The organism is Chitinophaga lutea (assembly GCF_003813775.1).
Lineage (GTDB): Bacteria > Bacteroidota > Bacteroidia > Chitinophagales > Chitinophagaceae > Chitinophaga > Chitinophaga lutea.
In genome coordinates this window covers 2,189,877-2,209,611 of record NZ_RPDH01000002.1, presented here as the reverse complement: position 1 = coordinate 2,209,611, position 19,735 = coordinate 2,189,877, and the positions used below count along the sequence as shown (strand labels likewise).

The window sequence follows — 19,735 nt, the reverse complement described above, 5'->3', positions numbered from 1 at the left end:
ATGTCATTTATAGTTGCCTGTGAAAGCGGCAAGCGGAAAATCGCCGAAATTCTCCTGGCTAATAATGAAGTCGACGTAAAATATACCGACGAAAAGGGCCGCACGGCACTGCATTACGCGGCGCATCACGGTTACCTCGATTTGGTGAAGCTGTTGCTCGATGCCGGCGCGGACATTGACTACGAAGACCATAGCGGGGAAACGCCCTTCTATTTTGCCTGCCTGCAGAAGCAGAAACAGGTGGCGCTTTTCCTGCTCGAAAAAGGGGTGAAGACGACGATCAACGACCTGAAAGGCAACAGCTTGCTGCATCTGAGCGTGGCCCTGGGGCAGAAGGAAATCGCGGAAAAACTCCTCTCCGCCGGCCTCGATGTGAACCTGGAAAACAACAACGCCGAAACGCCGCTGTTCATCGCGGCAGGTAACCGTAATAAAGATATCGTGCAGCTGCTGATCGACCACGGCGCCAACGTGGAAACGAAGAACAAACTGGGCGACAACCCGTTGATCGCGGCCGTGCGGAGCAAAAATACACCCGTGGTTACCTGCCTGCTCGAAAACGGCGCGAATGTCAATCATGTGAACGATGCCGGTGAATCGCCGCTGCTCATCGCCTGCTATGAGTCCAACCGCGCGCTTGTTCACCTGCTGGTGCAGCATGGCGCCAATGTGCTGGTAACGTCCAAAAACGGTCTTTCTCCCATCTGGTACGCCTGCGCCTACAATCAGAAAGAGATCGTGGCCATGTTCCTGGAAAACGGGGTGGACGTGAATTTCAGTCAACCCATATCCGGCGATACCGTGAGCATGAACAGTTACCTCGACTGGGTGGAGAGTGCCAATAATCTTTCCATCAACAGTTCTTTTACGTTCAATCATTCTTACAGCTACGGCGGCGAAAGCCTGCTGCATGTGGCGGCTAAAAACGGCCACCTGAGCATGCTCAAACTGCTGCTGGAAAAAGGCGCGAACATCAACATCCAGGACGAATCGGGCAATACGGCGCTGCATTACGCCGCATCGAACGGCAAAAAAGACGTGGTCAAATACCTCATCGACCAGCAGGCCGACCCAACGATCGTCAATACGAAAGAACAGCGGGCTATCGATTATGCGTCGATCAAGGGATTCAATGAAATTGCCGCCCTGCTGCTGTCCGGTCACTCACCATCGGCTACCGCCGCACCGAAAGCCGCTCCTGTGGAAGACGGTCCTAAACCAGCGGGCATCGGTGATATGAAAAAGGCGCTGATGGACCTGAAAGACTTGCTGGACGTGGGGATTTTGTCGCAGGAAGAATTCGATCAGCAGAAAGCCAGGATATTGGCGGGGAAATGAACCCCAGGTAAAAAGGCCCGGAACTTCGACGGTTCCGGGCCTTTTTCTTTATGGAAATACCCCATTGATCTCACATCCGCCTGTTCATGCTAACCGCTTTATGGACAGTTAGAGGTCATCCATCCCATTACCGGCACTCCAATCCGGAAAATTTTGTGCGTATTTTCCCGGTTATTTTTCCCGAATCAAAAAACTTCCCCGCCGGCCTTCCCGTAACTTCGCGCAAATTTTCCGGGCACTATGAAACAATGCTTACTCATAATTCTGCTGATATGTCCGTTCCTGGCTTTTGCCGGAGACGCCGACAACGAATTTGGCTCCATCCGGGGCCGTATCACCACCAGCGACGGGCGCCCCGCCCCGCAGGTGACGGTGGTGCTGAAAGGGACGGTTAAACACGCCGTAACGGCGAACGACGGCAGCTTTACCATTCACCGGGTGAAAGCCGGCCAGTATGAGCTGCAGGTGAGCCTGCTGGGATATGCGACCCTCCTGCAAGCGGTGACGGTGGAAAAGAACGCCGTTGCGCAGGTGGCGTTGACGCTTGAGGTATCCGACACACAGCTGCAGGAGATCGTGGTAACCGGCAACCGGAACCGGTTCGCCGCCAAGGAAACGCAGCAGGTTTCGCGCCTGCCGCTGAAAGACTTGGAAAATCCGCAGGTATACCAAACCGTCGGGAAGGCCCTGATGCAGGAACAGATCATCATAGAAAGAATGGATGCTTACCGCAACATCCCCGGCGCCGTGCCTAATTTCGCCGTAGGCGGCTCGCAGGGCATGACGATCCGCGGCTTCGCCAATGCTACCGGCATGCGCAACGGCATGGTGACGAGCGCCATCGTGCCTATGAACCCCGTTATCCTTGAAAGGGTGGAAGTGATCAAAGGGCCCTCCGGCACCTTGTTTGGCAGCAACAGGAACATCACCTTCGGCGGCCTGTACAACTACGTGACCAAAAAACCGTACGACCAGACGGGCGGAGAAATATCCTTCACCGGCGGCAGCTACAGGCTGGGGCGCATCGCGGCGGATATCAACACCCCGCTGATGGCCGACAAATCCCTGCTTTTCCGCCTGAATACCGCTTTCCAGTCGGAAGGCGCCTTCCAGGATCAGGGTTTTATGAAAAATTACACCATCGCTCCTTCTCTCAGCTACCAGGTGAACGACCGCCTCAAATTTTCCCTCGACCTCGAACTGACCCGCAGCCAGTTCGCCGTTGGCACCTTTGCAGTGGCTTCCCTGAAAGATGTAAAAGCCAGGAACTTCAAAGACCTGGAGATGGACTATAAGAAGTCGTACTTCAACAACGGCGTAGACATCAATAACGGCATCTACAACATTCAGGCGCAGATGGAATACAAACTGTCCGATAAATGGGTGTCACAAACCAACTACCTCTACTCTGAGGGGTTCTATAAAAACTTTTACTGGACTACTCTCAACCTGCTGACGGACTCCACCATTTCGCGGAGCGTGCGCAACCAGGTGCCGGAAACCTTCGGCAACATCCAGCTGCAGCAGAACTTCGTAGGCGATTTTCATATCGGCAAACTGCGTAACCGCATGGTGGTGGGCATCGACTACAATTACAACTACAACACGCTCAACCGCGTGACCATCAACTACGACGTGATCAATATCCGCCGCCAGATACCTGATCTGAATGCGATGAAGATCGACCAGCTGTCTTACGAAAAAGGTTTTGCGGCCTCCAACACATCGTCTTCCAGTTACGGGGTATATGTGTCTGACGTGCTGAACATCACCCCATCCCTGATGGCTATGCTGAGCCTTCGTGCAGACCGCTTCACTACCGGTGGTACCTACAGTCAGGCTACCGGTAAGTCTACCGGCAAATACGATCAGAACTCCCTTTCTCCCAAACTCGGGCTGGTATACCAGGTGCTGCGCGACAGGCTGTCGGTATTCGCCAATTATATGAACGGTTTTGTGAATCTCGCCCCTGCGGTACAGCCGGACAATACCGTGCTTAACCTGAAGCCCCAGCAGGGCAACCAGTGGGAGGGCGGCGTGAAGTTCGATGTGCTGCAGAACCGCCTCACCGGTTCCGTAAGTTATTATGTGATCGACGTGACCAACGCCACCCGCACCGAAATTGTGGATGGCAAAACCTTCATGTTCCAGGACGGTACACAGCGCAGCAAAGGATTTGAGGCGGAGGTGATTGCCCATCCTGTTCGCGGCCTCAATATCGTGGCCGGCTACGCCAATAACGAAAATAAATACACGAAAGCATCGCCCGCTTTGCAGGGTAAAATGGTGACGGCAAGCCCCGAACACATCGCCAACCTCTGGATCAGCTACAGCCTGCCGAACGGGCTCGGTTTCGGCGCCGGCGGCAACTATGTAAGCGACTCCTGGTTCGAATCGACCAACAGCTTTACACTGCCCGGCTATACCCTCCTGGGTGCAACGGTTTTCTATGATCAGCCGAAGTTCCGCCTTGCCCTGAAAGGGAATAACCTGCTCGATCAGCAGTACTGGAATACCAACGGTTCCCCGCAGAAACCGGCGAACTTTGTAGCCAGCGCGGCTTTCAAGTTTTAGTTGTATAACGCATATAACAAAAAAGCAGGTCGATATTACGGCCTGCTTTTTTTATTCATACGGCCGTGTTTCCCAAACAAAAAGGCCTCGTTTTTTCATTTTTCTGTTAGTACAACACCCGGAAACTCACCGCCCCGTCGATCCCCTTGAGATCTTTCACCAGCTGTTTATCATATGCGCCGTCGATGTCCGTTACCACGTACCCGATCAGTTTGTTGGTCATAAGGAACTGCGCCGTGATGTTGATGCCGTGTGTGGCGAATACCTGGTTCACGAGGCTCATGGTGCCCGGCGCGTTGCGGTAGATGTGGATGAAGCGGTGCCCGCTTTTCAGTTCAGGCAGCTGCATGTTCGGGAAGTTGCTGCTTTTGAAGGAATCGCCGTTGTCGATGAACCGGGCGATCCTTTTGGCGATGGCTTCCGGTTTGCCGGCATGGTCGAAGATCAGCACGCCCATGGCGGTGCACTGTTCGTGGGGGATGTGATGTTTGCTTTTGCCGAGGTAGCCGATCACCTTCAGTTTGGTGGCCAGGACCAGTTTTTTTGCGCTGATGGATTCCTTGTTGCCCATGATGATGATCGCGGCGTCTGCGATGTGTTTTTCTTCCAGGGAATCGGTGTGTTTTACGGCATATCCTTCTTTCTTCATGTACTTCGTTACGGTATCCGGCACATGACCTACTACGACGCAGCGGATGCGGTTTTTCGGGTACGAAATGGCCGAAGGCAGTTTGTTGACGTACAGGAATTCGTCGAGGCTGGGGGTGACGTGATCCGCTTTTTCGATCACCGACTTGCGTTCGATGTTTTCGGTAAAGGCGTAAAACTTCTTGATCATACCCGATTCTTTCAGCTGAAAGTCCGAGTAACCGTCGCCGATGCCGTGTATTTCGCCCTGCAGTTGCAGTTCGTGCAGCAGTTTCACTTTACCGCCTTCGTTGGAAAGCGGATTGGCTTCATCGTACCCGACGATTTTGCCGGCTTCGTTGAACACAAAGGTGTTCGCGTAGATGTTTTCCTTTTTGATATGAAAAGGCAGCACCACCGGGGTGATAAATTCCTTAAACCCGCCGGAAACGATCAGTACATCGTCTGCATGGTGTTTGAAAAACTTTTTATTGCGCGAGAAGGAGGTGGACACCTGTTTTTTGAGGTGTTTCACCAGCTGCTGCAGATGGTCTCTGTTGGCTTCCAGCAGCTGCACCCTGCCGGCGAGGCTTTCCCGGAAGGACAATTTGCCTTCCATCGCCAGGTTGGTCAGGTCTTCAATTTTCTGGTAGATCTGTTCCCTTTCCGGGTGCTCGCGTAGCGAAATGCGCGCCAGTTCGTCCAATGCTTCCACCTGGGTGAAGGTGCTGTCGAAATCGATGATATAGTATTTTTTACTCAAGTCCTGTATTTTATGCGGCCGGGCGTCATGCCGGGCCAACCGGAGCACAAAATTAGCAGTTTAGGCAGGATTTAAAAGACAATCTTGCCACCGGGCGGCCCGGGGCGCAAAAAAACCTTCCGCAAAGCGCTGCGGAAGGTTTTGAGACGATGTAAAACACAAAATGTTACGCCTTATCGGGTGTGGCGATGATATTTTCGGTGAGCCCGGCTTTGGGCATTTCTTCTTTTGTTTTGATTTCCCGGGTAACGATCGGCTCTTCCGTATGGAACTGCCCGGCGTTGAGGATGGTATAACCGTACTGGTGGAGCAGGTCAAAGATGTTATGCCGCGTTTCCGTGGAAATATCGTGGAATATTTCCGCAATGATGACGGGGCGGTATCGGGCGATCACCGGTTCAAGGGTTTTCAGCACAAAATAATCCCAGCCTTCAGTATCGGTTTTGATGAGCGACAGTTTGGGCAGCCACTCTCCGTAATGTTGTTCCAGGTATTTGCCGAAGTGGACGCCCTGGATGCCTTCCTTCAGTTTGTATTTGCCGTGGCGGTTGTCGTTGATGTCTTCTATCAGGCCCCCGTTGCTCATCGACGCTTCGGAAGAAGCGTAGTAGAACACGGTTTCTTTCTCTGCGGCGGCCAGCTGTAGCGGAACGATATTGCTTTTGCCCGCGTTCACCTTTGCGTTTTCTCTCAGTACGGCGAATACGATCGGGTTAGGGTCGATGCCCAGTACGATGCCTTCCCGGCCGGCGGCGATGGCCATCGAAACGGTGAGGTCGCCGATATTGGCGCCGATATCGATCGCCATGGAACCTTTCGGGATGTATTGCGCGAAAAAATCGAGCTCGGTCTGCGTGATGGTTTTCGGCTTGAGCAGCGGATTCAGCCAATTGGCGAATTCAACGGTGCGGTTGTCCGCAAAGCGGAAAGTATCCACACGGGTGCCGTATTGCTGAAACACGCGCCGGGCTTTTTTGCGCGCATAGGATTTCTTGAAGTAGGTGAGTAGGGACATAGTTTCCGTTTAGCTAAATTTCAGGTAAGATAGACTGGAAAAGTCGATAAAAAAAGCCGGTCGGCGAAAAATCTCCTTCCCGCGGGGGACGTACGCCTGTATGGTCAAGGTGCGCTCTTTTTTTTATTATTATTGTAGCACAAATGCTGCTATGAATAAAAAAGATGCCGGTGAATTGTCGGGCGTAAAGGAAATCGCCAGAAGGGCGGGAGTGTCCGCCGCTACGGTAGACCGTGTGATCCACAAGCGGAAAGGGGTTTCTGATAAAACGCGCGACAGGATCAACGCCATTATAGCAGAGCTGAACTACCAGCCCAACCTGCACGCCCAGCGCCTAGCCTCACGCAAGGTGGTTCATATCGCAACGTTCATTCCTGAAAGCTCCGACGAAACCAGTTTCTGGGAAGGGCCGCTCAAGGGCATCGAAGATGCGGAAGCGGAGGTGATGCAGTACAGCGTAAAACTGCACAAGTTTTTTTACAACCAGGACAACCGGAAGTCTTTCGTCAAACAGGCGAAGGCTATCCTTAAAATGAAGCCCGACGGCATTTTGCTGGCGCCGTCGTTTATGGAGGAGTCCGTGGATTTTATCACGGCCTGCGATGCCGCCGGTATCCCGTATGTGTTTATGGATTCGGACATTCCCGGCCGCAACAACCTCAGTTACATCGGGCCGGACCTGTACCAGAGCGGTTTCCTGGCCGCGCACCTGGTCAGTTACCTGCTGCGCGAGCACGACAAGGTGCTTATTGTCAATATATCAAAGGAGATCGACACCGATCACCACCTGTTGCGCAAGGAAGAAGGCTTCCGGGCGTATTACAAGGAGCACGGGCAGGAGCACATCATCATCAAAAGAGACATCCACCGGCTCGATCATGCCTCCATAGAGGCCGGCATCGCCAAAGCACTCGAGCGGCATACAGACATCCGGGTCATCTTCGTGACCAACTCCCGCGTATCGGCCGTGGCTGCTTACGTGCAGCGCCTGCCGCACAAGGTGATCCTCATCGGGTACGATTTCCTGAAAGAGAACATCGATTACCTCCACAGCCGCACCATCGATTTCCTCATCTGTCAGAAACCCTTACAGCAGGCCTATAAAGGCGTGATGGCCCTCTACCAGCACATCGCCTTCAATACCCCCCTCGATAAGATCAATTACATGCCGATCGACATCATCACAAAAGAAAATTACGCTTCATACGAAATGTGATAAAATTCCTTCTTTTGAGAGGCAAAACCGCCATGGTATTGTATTTCATTCTAATAAAACGGGCTTTTGCTATGTCTGAAAACTGTTAAAAAGCAAGAAAATTGAAAATTCTTTAAAATTTACGGGCACGTACCCGTAAATTTATGTACATTAGATTCCGGAAAGATGATCAACCAGAATTATACCGTGCGTAAACAGCGGTAGTGATAGCGGTATGTGCCTGCGCGCCGCAGCGGGGTCAATGAAATACGAAACGTCAAACAGTTAATATATACGGGGTGTTCGGCCAGTGAAACGCAATTAATTTATTCCTTAACGAATTAAATCCGGCTTACATGGACAAGTATATTTCATCAGAAGGCGCCTCCCATCCACGCAGGTCTTTCTTAAAATCCTCGGGCGTACTGACCGCCGGCCTTTTCCTGGGCGGTTCATTAAAAGCAGCAGATTCCCTTCAGATCAATACCACTAACGCAGCCGTACCGGCAATTCTGGGCGGTGAGCCGGTTCGTCGCGCCGCCTGGACCAAATGGCCCATCTGGAAACCGGAAACGGACGAACAGCGGGTAGTGGACGTAATCAGGAGCGGCATCTGGTCGAGGGCCGCTATGGTCACCGAATTTGAAAAAGAATGGGCCGCCGCGCTGGGCGTAAAAAGAAGCCTCGCCGTAGTGAACGGCACCAACGCCCTGGTAGTAGCCCTTAACCAGCTGCACATCCGCACCGGTGATGAAATACTGGTTCCTCCGTATACTTTCATTGCCTCCATCACCGCGGTATTGTCCAACGGCGCCATGCCCGTTTTTGTGGATATCGATCCGGAAACGTACCAGATGGACCCGGCGAAGATCGAGGCGAAAATCACCCCGCGTACCAAAGCCATCATGCCGGTGCATATTCTCGGCCTGCCCTGCGACATGGATCGTATCATGGCCATTGCCAGAAAACATAACCTCGTTGTGATAGAAGACGCCTGCCAGGCGCACCTCGCCGAATATGGCGGCAAAAAAGCGGGCACCATCGGCAACGCAGGGTGCTTCAGCTTCCAGAATTCGAAAAACCTTCCCATTGGCGAAGGCGGCGCCATAGTGAGTGACGATGATGCGTTGATGGACCGCTGCTTTTCATACCAGAATTACGGCTATCCTTACGGTACTTCCGTGGGCGTGGTAGGTGCCGGCAGCAGCATGCAGGGCACCAAGGTGCGTTTGACGGAATACCAGGCCGCCATCGGCCTTTCATTGCTCAAACGCCTAGACGGGGAAACCACCACCCGCAACAACAATGCGGCTTACCTGAAATCGCAGCTGAGCGGCATCCCCGGCGTACGGCCATATAAACTGTACCCGAAAGTAACGCGCGCCGCATTCCATCTTTTCCCCTTCCGGTACGATCAGCAGGCGTTCAAGGGCCTGCCCCGCGAAGAATTCCTGAAAGCCCTGCGGGCGGAAGGCGTGCCCTGCAGCAGCGGGTACACGGTGCTCAATAACCAGCTTTTCCTCAAAGATGCCTTTGAGTCGAAAGCGTACCAGAACTCCTACAAAAAAGAACAACTCGATTTCGACAGATACGTGGCGGATAATAAATGTCCGGAGAACGAAAAACTCTGTAAAGAGGCAGTGTGGTTTACGCAGAACATGCTGCTGGGGCCGAAAACAGACATGGATGATATTGCCGCCGCCATTGCAAGGATTCACAAAAACGCGGAGAAAATCAAACTGGCCGCCAAAAAATAAACATCGCCGATTATGAGTACGTTGTACGGACTTCAATTGCACAAATTGAAAACGGGTATCCTGTGCCTGCTCGTCTGCTTCAGCCCGTTCGCGGTATGGTCGCAGACAAGCCCAGAAAAAGGCTGGAAGGCAGGGGCCGCCCGCATTGACATCACCCCGGCCGGAAACATGTGGATGGCGGGTTTCGCCGTACGCACGCATGCCTCTACCGGTAAAATGCATGCGCTCTGGGCAAAAGCGCTGGCCATCGAAGATGCGGCAGGGAAAAAAGTACTGCTCATTACGTCTGATCTGCTGGGTTTTCCCAAAGCGACGTCCGACCGCATCCGCGACGCCATCCGCACGAAGTTCGGGCTGCAGCGCGACCAGGTCATGCTCAACAGTTCGCACACCCATTCCGGGCCGGTGATCGGCGAGGCACTGTCGGACATCTACCTCATTAACAAAGACGAAGCAACACGCATCGAACAATACACCGCCTCGCTGGAAGCCAAAATCATCACCCTCGCCGGGAATGCACTGGCAGACCTGGCGCCGGCCGACATCTCGGTGCAAAACGGCGTAACGCGCTTCCAGGTGAACCGCCGCAACAACAATGCGGGTTTGCTGCCCTGGATCTCCGATCTCTCCGGGCCGAACGACTACGCGGTACCCGTGATCAAAGTGCAGGATAAGAAAGGCAAACTGAAAGCGGTGGCGTTCGGTTACGCCTGCCATCCCACCGTGCTCAGCGAATACCAGTTCTCCGGCGACTATCCTGCTTTTGCGATGATGGAACTGGAGAAAACCTATCCCGGCGCCACGGCGCTGTTTTTCCAGGGAGCAGGCGCCGACCAGAACCCGCTGCCACGGGGCTCCGTGCCGCTGGCGCGTCAATACGGCAAAGAACTGGCAGCCGCCGTGGAAAGAGTGCTGGATGAAGACATGCGTAAACTGTCGCCCGTTATCACCACCGCCTATGCCGAAGTGCGCCTGCCTTACACCACCCTGCCCGACGAAGCGAAACTGACGCAGCTGGCCACCAAAGGGGAGGATGGATATCCTAAACGATGGGCCGCGCGGATGTTGAAGAAACTGCAGAACGGGGAGGCGCGCGATAAGGATTATCCTTACCCGGTGGAAGTATGGCAGCTCGGTGATCAGCCCATCATCGGGCTGGGTGGCGAACTGGTGGTGGAATACAGCATCAGACTGAAAGAAATTTTCGGGCTGCATGCTTTCGTGCTCGGCTATTGCAACGATGTGATGTCGTACATCCCGTCGTCGAGGATTTTGCGGGAAGGGGGATATGAAGGCATGACGGCCTGTATGGTATACGGATTGCCCACCGCATGGTCGCCCGAAACGGAGTCCCTCATCCTGCAGGAAGTGATCAAACTGGCCAAGCAGGCGCAGATACCGCTTCGTCCCATTGTCTTATAAAAAACAAGCATCCCGATATGAGTAAAAATTTTTCACGCAGGGAATTCATAGCCGGGGCCGGCATACTGCTGGCCGGCTCGGCGCTGCGGCTGCGCGGTGCGGCCGTGCCGGCGGCGGAACAGATCATCGACATCCATCAGCACATCAGCTATATGGGCCGCTCCGACGCCGACCTGATGTTCCACCAGCGGGCGCTCGGTGTAACGCGCACCATCATGCTGCCTTCCGGCACGCCGGTGAAAAGACCCTCTACGCACGACGGCAAATCCAACGGGCTCCAGGCCAAAGCGGGTGGCAACGAAGCCTGTTACCAGCTGGCGCAGCAATACCCCAAAGAGTTGCTGTTCGGGGCCAACGAGGTGCCGGACCTGCCGGGCGCCAAAGCGGAAATTGAAAAGTACCTCAAGCTGGGCGCGGTGGTGATCGGGGAGCTGAAGTTCGGGGTCGACTGCGATTCGAAAGAAATGCAGGCCATCTATGAGCTCGCGCAGGCGTACAACGTGCCTGTGCTCATGCACTGGCAGTTCAACATGTACAACTACGGCTTTGACCGTTTTTATAAAATGCTGGAGAAGTATCCCAAAGTGATCTTCGTCGGTCACGCCCAAACATGGTGGGCCAACGTGGATAAAAAATATACCGACCAACAGGGATTGTATCCCAAAGGAAAAATCACGCCCGGCGGCATCACCGACCGCCTGCTGAGCGATTACCCGAATGTGTACGCCGACCTGTCCGCCGGCTCGGGACTGAATTCCATTACCCGCGATGAAGAACATGCACAGGCTTTCCTCAATAAACACCAGAACAAATTGATGTACGGCAGCGACTGCCTCGATACCACCGGCCAGGTGAAAGACTGCTCCGGCGCCGGCACACTGGCTGAAGTAAGAAAACTGGTGACCGATAAAACGGCACTGCATAAAATACTCTATAAAAACGCACAACAAGTATTCCGGTTATAGAAAATCATACAAAAACAAATCAGTGGAAATGATACCAGTAGCAACAATTAACGACAAAACATTGACAGCGGAACCACATTTTTCAGGTTTTGAGTTAGCCCACGATACCTACAACGCTATTACGGCAGCCAGCGATGGAAGAATTTATTACGTACTGTCATCCGAGTCGTACGACAAAGGAGGGCAGATTTATGCATACGATCCTTTAAAAGGCCGCTCCGAATTCCTGGCAGACCTTACCGAGATCTGCGGGGAAAAAGGGCTGTCTACCATTCCGCAGGGCAAAAGCCATGTGCGGTTTTATGAAAGCAACGGCAAATTGTATTTCGCTTCACACGTCGGCGTGTATGAAATGATCGACGGGATGGAGCGGCTGCATGTACATCCGCCGCAAGGGTACAAGCTGTATCCCGGCGGGCACTTTCTGTCGTACGACTTAAAAACAGGCCGCTTCGAGAACCTGGCGACGGCGCCTGACGGAGAGGGCATCATTACCATGACGATGGACAAAGAACGGCAGCAGTTGTATGCGCTCACCTGGCCGCTGGGATATTTTATTCACTACAACGTGCAGACGGGCGAGCTGAAGAATCTCGGCCTGACCTGCGCCCGCAGTGAAGCCGGCACCGTAGGCGACGACTATCGCACCATCTGCCGTTCCATGTTCGTGAACCAGGATACGGGCGATGTGTATTTCTCTACCGCCGAGGGCTCCATTTTCACGTATCATCCGTCGGCAAGCGCCATTCGGCAGGTGGAAGGCGTAGATCTGAAGATCGATTATTTCGGCACCTATGATGCTACGCGCCCCGGCAGCATGGGATATAACTGGCGGAAGATATTCTGGTACGCGCCGGAGAAGGTGGCGTATGGCGTGCATGGCAACTCCGGTTACCTGTTCCGTTTCGACCCTGCCGAAAAGAAAATTGAGATCGTAGACCGCATCGCTTCGTCGCTGTCGCAGCGGAGTGGCATGTACGACCAGTTCAGTTACGGTTACCTGGGTTTTGTGCTCGGGCCCGACGGGGAAACGATTTATTATCTCACCGGCGGGCCGGTGTACGAAGACGGCAAAAGGGTAGCGGGTGCGCGACAGATCGCGAAAGGCGCCGCCAAGGGAATCGAAAACCTGCACGTGGTGACCTATCATCTGCCTACCGGCACTTACACCGACCATGGCGCGGTATTTTATCCGGACGGCGGAAGGCCCACTTACGTCAATTCCATCACCATCGGTGCGGATGGAAATATTTACACGCTGGCGAGGTTTAATTACCGGGGGAATGAAATACAGGATCTCGTGAAGATCCCCAATCCATTCCGGTTGAATGTGTCGTGAGCGTATTTTCCCCTGCTGTTGAATTGAAGCGGCGATGATGGGGAAGGAGGCATTATCAAAAGTGAATACAATTTAATACCAGATAAAAACATGCAACACAGTTCTATTTTATTGGCCGCTGCAGGCATTGTATTGTTGGCCGGGTGCGGCGGGCCCCGCTACGACGGGCCGCTGACGCCGGAAGAATCCATCAGGGCAATGGATGTGGCGGAAGGTTTTAAAGTGGAGGTTTTTGCGGCCGAGCCGCATGTAAAAGACCCGGTGGAAATGGTGTTCGACGAAGACGGCAATTGTTTTGTGATGGAAATGGGCGACTATCCCTACAAACCCGAGAAAGGCAAAGGTAACGGCAAGATCCGCCAGCTGAAAGACCTCAATGGCGACGGGCGTATCGATACCGCCATCGTATTTGCCGAAGGGCTTCCCAGTGGCACGAGCATGTTGCCCTGGCAGCAGGGGCTGCTGGTAACGGCGGCGCCTGACATTCTTTTTATGAAAGACACCGATGGCGACGGCAAGGCAGACAGTACCGAAGTGATATTCACCGGGTTTTTCGAAGACAACTCCGAGGCCCAGATCACCAGCCTCCGTTACGGCGTGGACAACTGGATTTACGCCAACAACAACGGGCAGAAGGGGGTGGTGACATTCAAACGTAAACCCGATGCGCCCGCCATCAAAGTGGGCGGCGGCGATTTCCGTTTCCGCCTCGACAAAGGGCTGTTTGAAGTGGAAGCCGGCGTAGGGCAGTTCGGGCTGGCGATGAACGACTACGGGCATCGTTTCTTTACCCAGAATACCCTGCATATTCAAACCGCGCCCATTCCCTGGCGTTATCTCCATCGCCATGAGTTTTTGCCTGCGTACAAAGCCGTAGCGAATATTTATAAAGACACCCCGGTGGTATACCAGCTGAGCAAAACGCCTTACTGGCGTGAAGAGCGCACTTCGCGCCGCCAGAAGGCGTACGACGAGCAAGGGTTGGGAAGGAAAGAATATGAGCGCGGCCATTTCACCGGCGCATCCGGTGGTACCGACTACAACGGAACCGGTTTTCCCGAAGAATATTACGGAACGATTTTCACCGCCGAGGTGGCCTGCAACCTGGTGCACCGCGACCGGATCGATACCCTGCACAACGGGCCCTTTTTTGCGGCCCGAAGGCCTGCGTCGGAGTTGAAAAGGGAATTCATCTCTTCGTCCGATTCATGGTTCCGCCCCGTGAATCTCGCCAATGCTCCTGACGGCTGGCTCTACCTGATAGACATGTACCGCCAGCATATCGAAACGCCGGTATCTATCCCGGAAGACCTGAAAAAAGACATGGACTTTATGCTCGGCAACCAGTACGGGCGCATTTACCGCATCGTACCGGCCAATGCCACGGCCAAACATAATCTCCAGCCCGGCCTGCGTAGTAAAACCACCGCAGAGCTGGTGGCGTTGCTGGGCCATGGCAGCCGCTGGTGGCGCACCAACGCGCAGCGTTTGCTGGTGGAGCGGAAAGACGCGGCCGCCATTCCGTTGTTAACAGAAATGTTCAATACGGCCACCGATGAGAAAGCGCGTCTGCATGCCATGTACACGCTGGAGGGGCTGGACGCACTGAACGGCAGTCTCGTTCTGAAAGCGATGAAAGACGCCGCCGCCGGTATCCGCGAGCACGCCGCCATCCTGGCTGAACGCTATCCCGAATGCCTGCCCGCGCTGGTGGAACTGAGCGCAGACAGCGTGCCGCTGGTGGCTTTCCAGGCTACATTGAGCCTCGGAGAATTCCCCATCGGCAAAACGATGCCTGCCCTCGCTGCTGTGCTCGAAAAACATGCGAAAGACAAATGGTTCCAGTCTGCCATCCTCAGTTCTCCGGGCGGTATTTCCATGGAGTTTCTGCAACACCTGCAAACGAGCGGCGCGCTGCAGAAAGAGGGGCGTTCGGATAAGGGCGGTTACCTGACCACATTCGCGCATGCCGTAGCGGCACGCAATGCGGCCGGAGAGGTGAGCCGCCTGCTGGGCCTGGCGCCTCAGCTCGATGAAAAGTACCAGGTAGCCATCCTCAACGGTGCCGCCACCGGGTTAAAAGCAACGAAAAACAAAACTGCTGCAGACGCTGCGTTTGCGCCCGCGCTGGCGGTGCTGGAACAGAGCAGTGCTAAAAAGGTAAAAGATGCTGCGGCCAAACTCGCGGCATCGTTAAAAGAAAAATAAAATACCGGATGATGGAAAAAGAGCATCACTCACGCCGCGCTTTCCTGAAAGGGACCTTTTCGTCGGGCATGCTGCTGTTTGCCGGAGGCTTGCTGGCGGCGGGCTGCGGGGGAGGCAAAAAAGAAACGAAAGAGGAAGATGTGGCCTCCTGCCAGGATTACAGCAAGCTGGGCAGCGAAGATATCGCCGCGCGCAAAAAACTGGGGTATACCGATACCTCGCCCGACCCGGAGAAGTTCTGCAAGCTGTGCAACCTCTACAAACCCGCCAAAGAAGGCGCGAAATGCGGGGGCTGCCTGTTGTTCAAAGGACCGGTGGAAGCAGAAGGCTCCTGCACGTACTGGGCGCCGCAAACCTGACAGTTACCATTTAATCACATAGTCATGTTGAAACACTTGTCAATTATGTTCGTACTGGCACTTCTGTGCCAGTACCCCCTTTTTGCTGCCGATGGCGGCGGAAAGAAAAAAGCGCAGCCCATCCGTGGCACCTACGCCGCCGCGCCCCGCCTGGCCAACGACCGGGTGGACGTGCAACGGCTGCTGACAGAGTTGAAAGACGTTCATGCCAATACTTATAACTGGCTGATCTGGACAAGAGCAACCGACTGGGACGATCTGCAGCTGTTCCTGCCGCTGGCGCGCAAGGCGGGCATCAAAGTATGGGTAACACTGGTGCCGCATTCCGAATCACCGCCGCGCGCGAAATTTTTCTCGGAACCCTACCGCCTCGACTTTGAACGCTGGGCAACCGCACTGGCGGAACTGAGCCTGAAAGAGCCGGCGCTCGTTGCGTGGAGCATCGACGATTTTGCCCATAACCTGAAAGCATTTACACCGGAGTATGTTGGTAAGTTCATCGCCGCCTCCAAAAAGATAAATCCTCAGCTGGCCTTCATCCCCTGTTGTTATTACCGCCAGATCAATGCCACCCTGGCATCGCGCTATGCACCCTTTTTCGACGGCATCCTTTTTCCTTACCGTGCCGAGTCGGTGAAAGCCGACCTTTCCAACAGCGCGCAGGTGAAAGCAGAAATAGATACGATCAAACAACATTTCGGGCGCGCTTTTCCCGTGATACTCGATGTGTACGCAACCGCACACAGCAGCCTGGGCGCATCCACCCCGGCATATGTGGAAGCCGTGATCAAAGCCGGGATAAAAAATGCCGATGGCGTGTTTATTTACTGCCACCAGGACCCCGTTGCACAACAACCAAAATATCAGATTATCCGGCAGGAATTTGCCGCAGCCAAATAACGCAGACCAACAGAGGGAGTTAGTTTCATTAGACATACGATCACCGATAAACTATTCGCTTTAAACGGGTACGTACCCAACCACACAACTCAAAAGCATCACATATGATTACGCAAAAACCTACGAGGTGCATCCCACTCTGGATGGGAGGTGTCATACTCATGCTGTTTCTTTCCGCAGCGCCTGTATCGCTGCAGGCGCAACAGGAAAAAACCGTTACCGGAACCGTGCGCAGGCAGCCGGAAGGCACGCCGTTGCCGGGGGTGAGAGTGATGATCAAAGGCACGTCCCAAGGCGCCTCCACCAACGATGCCGGCAAATTCTCGATTGTCGTGCCGGACCAGGGCGTGCTGGTATTTTCTTTTATCGGGTTCAGGAAAGAAGAAGTGCCGGTAGCCGGCAAAACCATCCTGAACGTAAATCTCGAACAGGAAGACGTGACGCTCAACAACGTGGTGGTGATCGGTTACGGCTCCGTGAAGAAACAGGACCTCACCGGTTCGGTGAGCCAGGTGAAAATGAAGGAGCTCACCAAGGCGCCCGTAGCGTCTTTCTCCGATGCGCTGGCCGGCCGCGTGGCCGGGGTGCAGGTATCATCCAACGACGGCCAGCCCGGCGGTACGCCCACGATCGTTATCCGAGGCGCCAATTCCCTTACGCAAAGCAATTCCCCCCTGTATGTGATCGACGGTTTCCCGGTGGAGGATCCCGAAAATGCAGCCATTAACCCTGAAGAAATTGAATCGCTGAACATCCTCAAGGATGCCTCCGCTACCGCCATATACGGCTCCCGCGCGGCCAACGGCGTGATCGTGATCGAAACAAAAAGAGGCAAGGCCGGCAAACCCGCTATTTCCCTCAACACCTCATACGGCTACCAGGAAGTGCCGAAACTGATGGAAATGATGAGCCCGTACGAGTTCATCAAATACCAATACGAACGGAGGCCGGACATCACCAGGGATAAATATTTCACCGACGGCAAAACGCTCGAATCATACCGCAATTTGGAGGGCATCAACTGGCAGGAGGAAGTGCTGCGGAAAGGGCCGATGAGCATCACTAATATTGCGGTGCGCGGGGGGAACGACGCCACCAAATACGCCGTGAGCGGCTCCGTGTACGACCAGAACGGCGTGGTGATCAACACGAACTATAAACGGTACCAGGCGCGTTTTACGCTCGATCAGAACATCAGTAAAAAACTGAAGATGGGTGTTACGGCGAACTACAGCCGAATCAAAACCTTCGGGCAGCCGGTGGCCTCCAATCCGGGTTCCAGCTCCATTTCCACCTACCTCTGGTTCCGCGTGTGGGCCTACCGCCCACTGTCGGGCGACGGGCTCAACCTGGTGGATGAAATCGGCGACCCGGACAACATCAACGCGTCCGACGTGAGACTGAATCCCCTCATTACGGTGCAGAACGATTTTACACGGGATGTGTCCACCGTCCTGTCCGGCAACGCATATCTCAGCTACAATATCACCGACGATTTGGTGCTGCGGGTAATGGGCATCGCTAATGGCGCCATCAATAAATCGGAGCGGTTCTACAACAGCAAAACGCCGCAGGGAAGCCCGCTGAACCCCAATAACCTCCGGGGTATCAACGGCAGCGTGGGCAATTCTGAAACGAGCATCTGGAGCAGCGAGAACACGCTGACCTACAACAAAACCATCAACAAAAACCACCTCCTCAACGTGGTGGCGGGCTTTTCGATGCAGGAAACGAAAGTGAGCGGCAACGGATATGCGGCGCAAAACCTGCCGAACGAAAACCTGGGCGTGAGCGGCCTCGACGAAGGGGTGCCTTACAGCGGCACTGCTTATTCGGAAGGCAATAAACTCGCTTCCTTCTTTGGCCGCGTCAACTACAATTTCGGTTCGCGCTACCTGCTCACGGCTACCTTCCGCGGCGACGGTTCTTCCAAATTCGCGCCGCAGCAACGTTGGGGGTATTTCCCTTCCGCCGCCATTGCCTGGAATATGCAGGAAGAAGGTTTTATGCAACCGTTCAAAAAGATATCCAACTCCAAGCTCCGCCTCAGCTACGGTATTACCGGGAATAACCGCGTGGGCAACTACGACTGGTTCGACCGGCTGAACCAGACGATACAGGGGTATTCCTACAACAACGGTACACCTACTTCCGCGATTAACCCGGGTAACATTGCCAACCAGGATTTGCGCTGGGAGCGCACCGCACAGCTGAACCTCGGCTATGACATCGGGCTTTTCAAAAACAGGATCGAGTTTACCGTAGACCTGTACCGCAAGATCACCAACGACCTGCTGCTGCGCGCCGATCTGCCGCCCACTACGGGTTTCGGTACGGCGTTCAAAAACATCGGGCGGTTGAAGAACGAAGGACTGGAGCTGAGCCTCAATACGGTGAACATCACGAAAGGTGATTTTAACTGGCAGAGCAATTTTAATATCAGCTTCAACAAAAACACCATTCTCGAGTTGACGGCAGGACAGCAGTTCTTACAGAACGCCGTTTCGTTCGAATCGCAGTTCTCTTCACCATTGTACCTCTCCGCCATCGGGCAGCCGGCCGGCATGTTTTTCGGGTATTTGTTCGACGGGGTATACCAGTATGTGGATTTCAACAATCCCGCTCCCGGCGTGTATGTACTGAAGCAGCATTTACCGTCGAACGGTACGGGCAGAACGGCCATTCAGCCGGGCGATGTGAAGTATAAAGACATCAACGGTGATGGCGCCGTGAATAGCCTTGATATGGTGGTGATGGGCCGCGGGCAGCCGATACACACCGGCGGTTTTATGAACAACTTCTCCTACAGGGGGATTACGCTCAGTGCATTCCTGCAATGGTCGTACGGCAACCAGATATACAACGCCAACCGCCTCACCTTCGAAGGTAACAGTAATGGCAGGCACGAGATGAACCAGTTTGCGAGTTACGTGAACCGCTGGTCGCCCGAAAATCCCACTAACGAAAACTACCGTACCAATGGTCATGGCCCTATCGGGTACCATTCTTCGCGGGTGCTGGAAGATGGTTCCTACCTGCGGTTGAAAACGGTATCATTGGCTTACAGCCTGCCTGTACGATATATCCGCAAATTGAAAATGACGAGCCTCAGCGTGAGCGTTACGGCGCAGAATTTACTCACCTGGACGAATTACTCCGGCATGGACCCGGAGGTGTCAGCCCGCAACAGCGTGCTGACGCCCGGCTTCGATTTTTCCGCGTATCCCCGTGCGCGTACGCTGATGTTCGGGTTACAGGCAAATTTCTAAATCT

General features: G+C 54.1%; 13 protein-coding genes. 11 read left to right on the top strand and 2 right to left on the bottom strand.

All coding sequences use genetic code 11. From position 1 onward, the window contains the following. Positions 1-1,338 (top strand): ankyrin repeat domain-containing protein, encoded by a 1,338-nt coding sequence (locus tag EGT74_RS21185; RefSeq protein ID WP_220392921.1) that lies wholly within the window; start codon positions 1-3, stop codon positions 1,336-1,338. A 240-nt stretch (positions 1,339-1,578) separates the two neighbouring features. Continuing rightward, positions 1,579-3,912 carry a TonB-dependent receptor gene (locus EGT74_RS21180; RefSeq protein ID WP_123848551.1) on the top strand — a complete coding sequence of 778 codons (2,334 nt, stop codon included), beginning with the start codon at positions 1,579-1,581 and terminating at the stop codon, positions 3,910-3,912. Positions 3,913-4,018: 106 nt separating this feature from the next. Here EGT74_RS21180 and EGT74_RS21175 read toward each other — a convergent pair whose 3' ends face one another. Together EGT74_RS21175 and EGT74_RS21170 are read right to left on the bottom strand one after the other, a co-directional pair. Further along, the gene (locus EGT74_RS21175; RefSeq protein WP_123848550.1) at positions 4,019-5,302 is read right to left on the bottom strand and encodes an HAD-IB family phosphatase; all 1,284 of its coding nucleotides are present in this window, start codon (positions 5,300-5,302) and stop codon (positions 4,019-4,021) included. 166 nt (positions 5,303-5,468) lie between these two features. Further along, positions 5,469-6,317 (bottom strand): FkbM family methyltransferase, encoded by an 849-nt coding sequence (locus EGT74_RS21170; RefSeq protein WP_123848549.1) that lies wholly within the window; start codon positions 6,315-6,317, stop codon positions 5,469-5,471. A gap of 151 nt (positions 6,318-6,468) precedes the next feature. Here EGT74_RS21170 and EGT74_RS21165 point away from each other — a divergent pair, with 151 nt between their 5' ends. The 9 genes from EGT74_RS21165 to EGT74_RS21125 all read left to right on the top strand — a co-directional run bounded on the left by EGT74_RS21165 (position 6,469) and on the right by EGT74_RS21125 (position 19,731). Continuing rightward, positions 6,469-7,533, top strand: coding sequence for a LacI family DNA-binding transcriptional regulator (locus EGT74_RS21165; protein ID WP_123848548.1), 1,065 nt, complete (start codon positions 6,469-6,471; stop codon positions 7,531-7,533). A 335-nt stretch (positions 7,534-7,868) separates the two neighbouring features. After that, positions 7,869-9,269, top strand: coding sequence for a DegT/DnrJ/EryC1/StrS family aminotransferase (locus EGT74_RS21160; protein WP_123848547.1), 1,401 nt, complete (start codon positions 7,869-7,871; stop codon positions 9,267-9,269). Positions 9,270-9,281: 12 nt separating this feature from the next. Next, positions 9,282-10,691, top strand: coding sequence for a neutral/alkaline non-lysosomal ceramidase N-terminal domain-containing protein (locus EGT74_RS21155; protein WP_123848546.1), 1,410 nt, complete (start codon positions 9,282-9,284; stop codon positions 10,689-10,691). Positions 10,692-10,708: 17 nt separating this feature from the next. Continuing rightward, positions 10,709-11,656 (top strand): amidohydrolase family protein, encoded by a 948-nt coding sequence (locus EGT74_RS21150; protein WP_123848545.1) that lies wholly within the window; start codon positions 10,709-10,711, stop codon positions 11,654-11,656. A gap of 28 nt (positions 11,657-11,684) precedes the next feature. Next, positions 11,685-12,995, top strand: a complete 1,311-nt coding sequence (locus EGT74_RS21145; RefSeq protein ID WP_123848544.1) for a hypothetical protein — start codon at positions 11,685-11,687, stop codon at positions 12,993-12,995. 90 nt (positions 12,996-13,085) lie between these two features. After that, positions 13,086-15,203, top strand: a complete 2,118-nt coding sequence (locus tag EGT74_RS21140) for a PVC-type heme-binding CxxCH protein (RefSeq protein ID WP_123848543.1) — start codon at positions 13,086-13,088, stop codon at positions 15,201-15,203. A gap of 8 nt (positions 15,204-15,211) precedes the next feature. Continuing rightward, positions 15,212-15,562: a high-potential iron-sulfur protein gene (locus tag EGT74_RS21135; protein WP_123848542.1), complete on the top strand. Its 351-nt coding sequence runs from the start codon at positions 15,212-15,214 to the stop codon at positions 15,560-15,562. Positions 15,563-15,586: 24 nt separating this feature from the next. Further along, positions 15,587-16,462: a hypothetical protein gene (locus EGT74_RS21130; RefSeq protein WP_123848541.1), complete on the top strand. Its 876-nt coding sequence runs from the start codon at positions 15,587-15,589 to the stop codon at positions 16,460-16,462. A 104-nt stretch (positions 16,463-16,566) separates the two neighbouring features. Beyond that, a complete protein-coding gene (locus EGT74_RS21125; RefSeq protein ID WP_246008272.1) occupies positions 16,567-19,731 on the top strand; it encodes a SusC/RagA family TonB-linked outer membrane protein in 3,165 nt (1,054 codons plus the stop codon). Positions 19,732-19,735 lie beyond the last annotated feature (4 nt).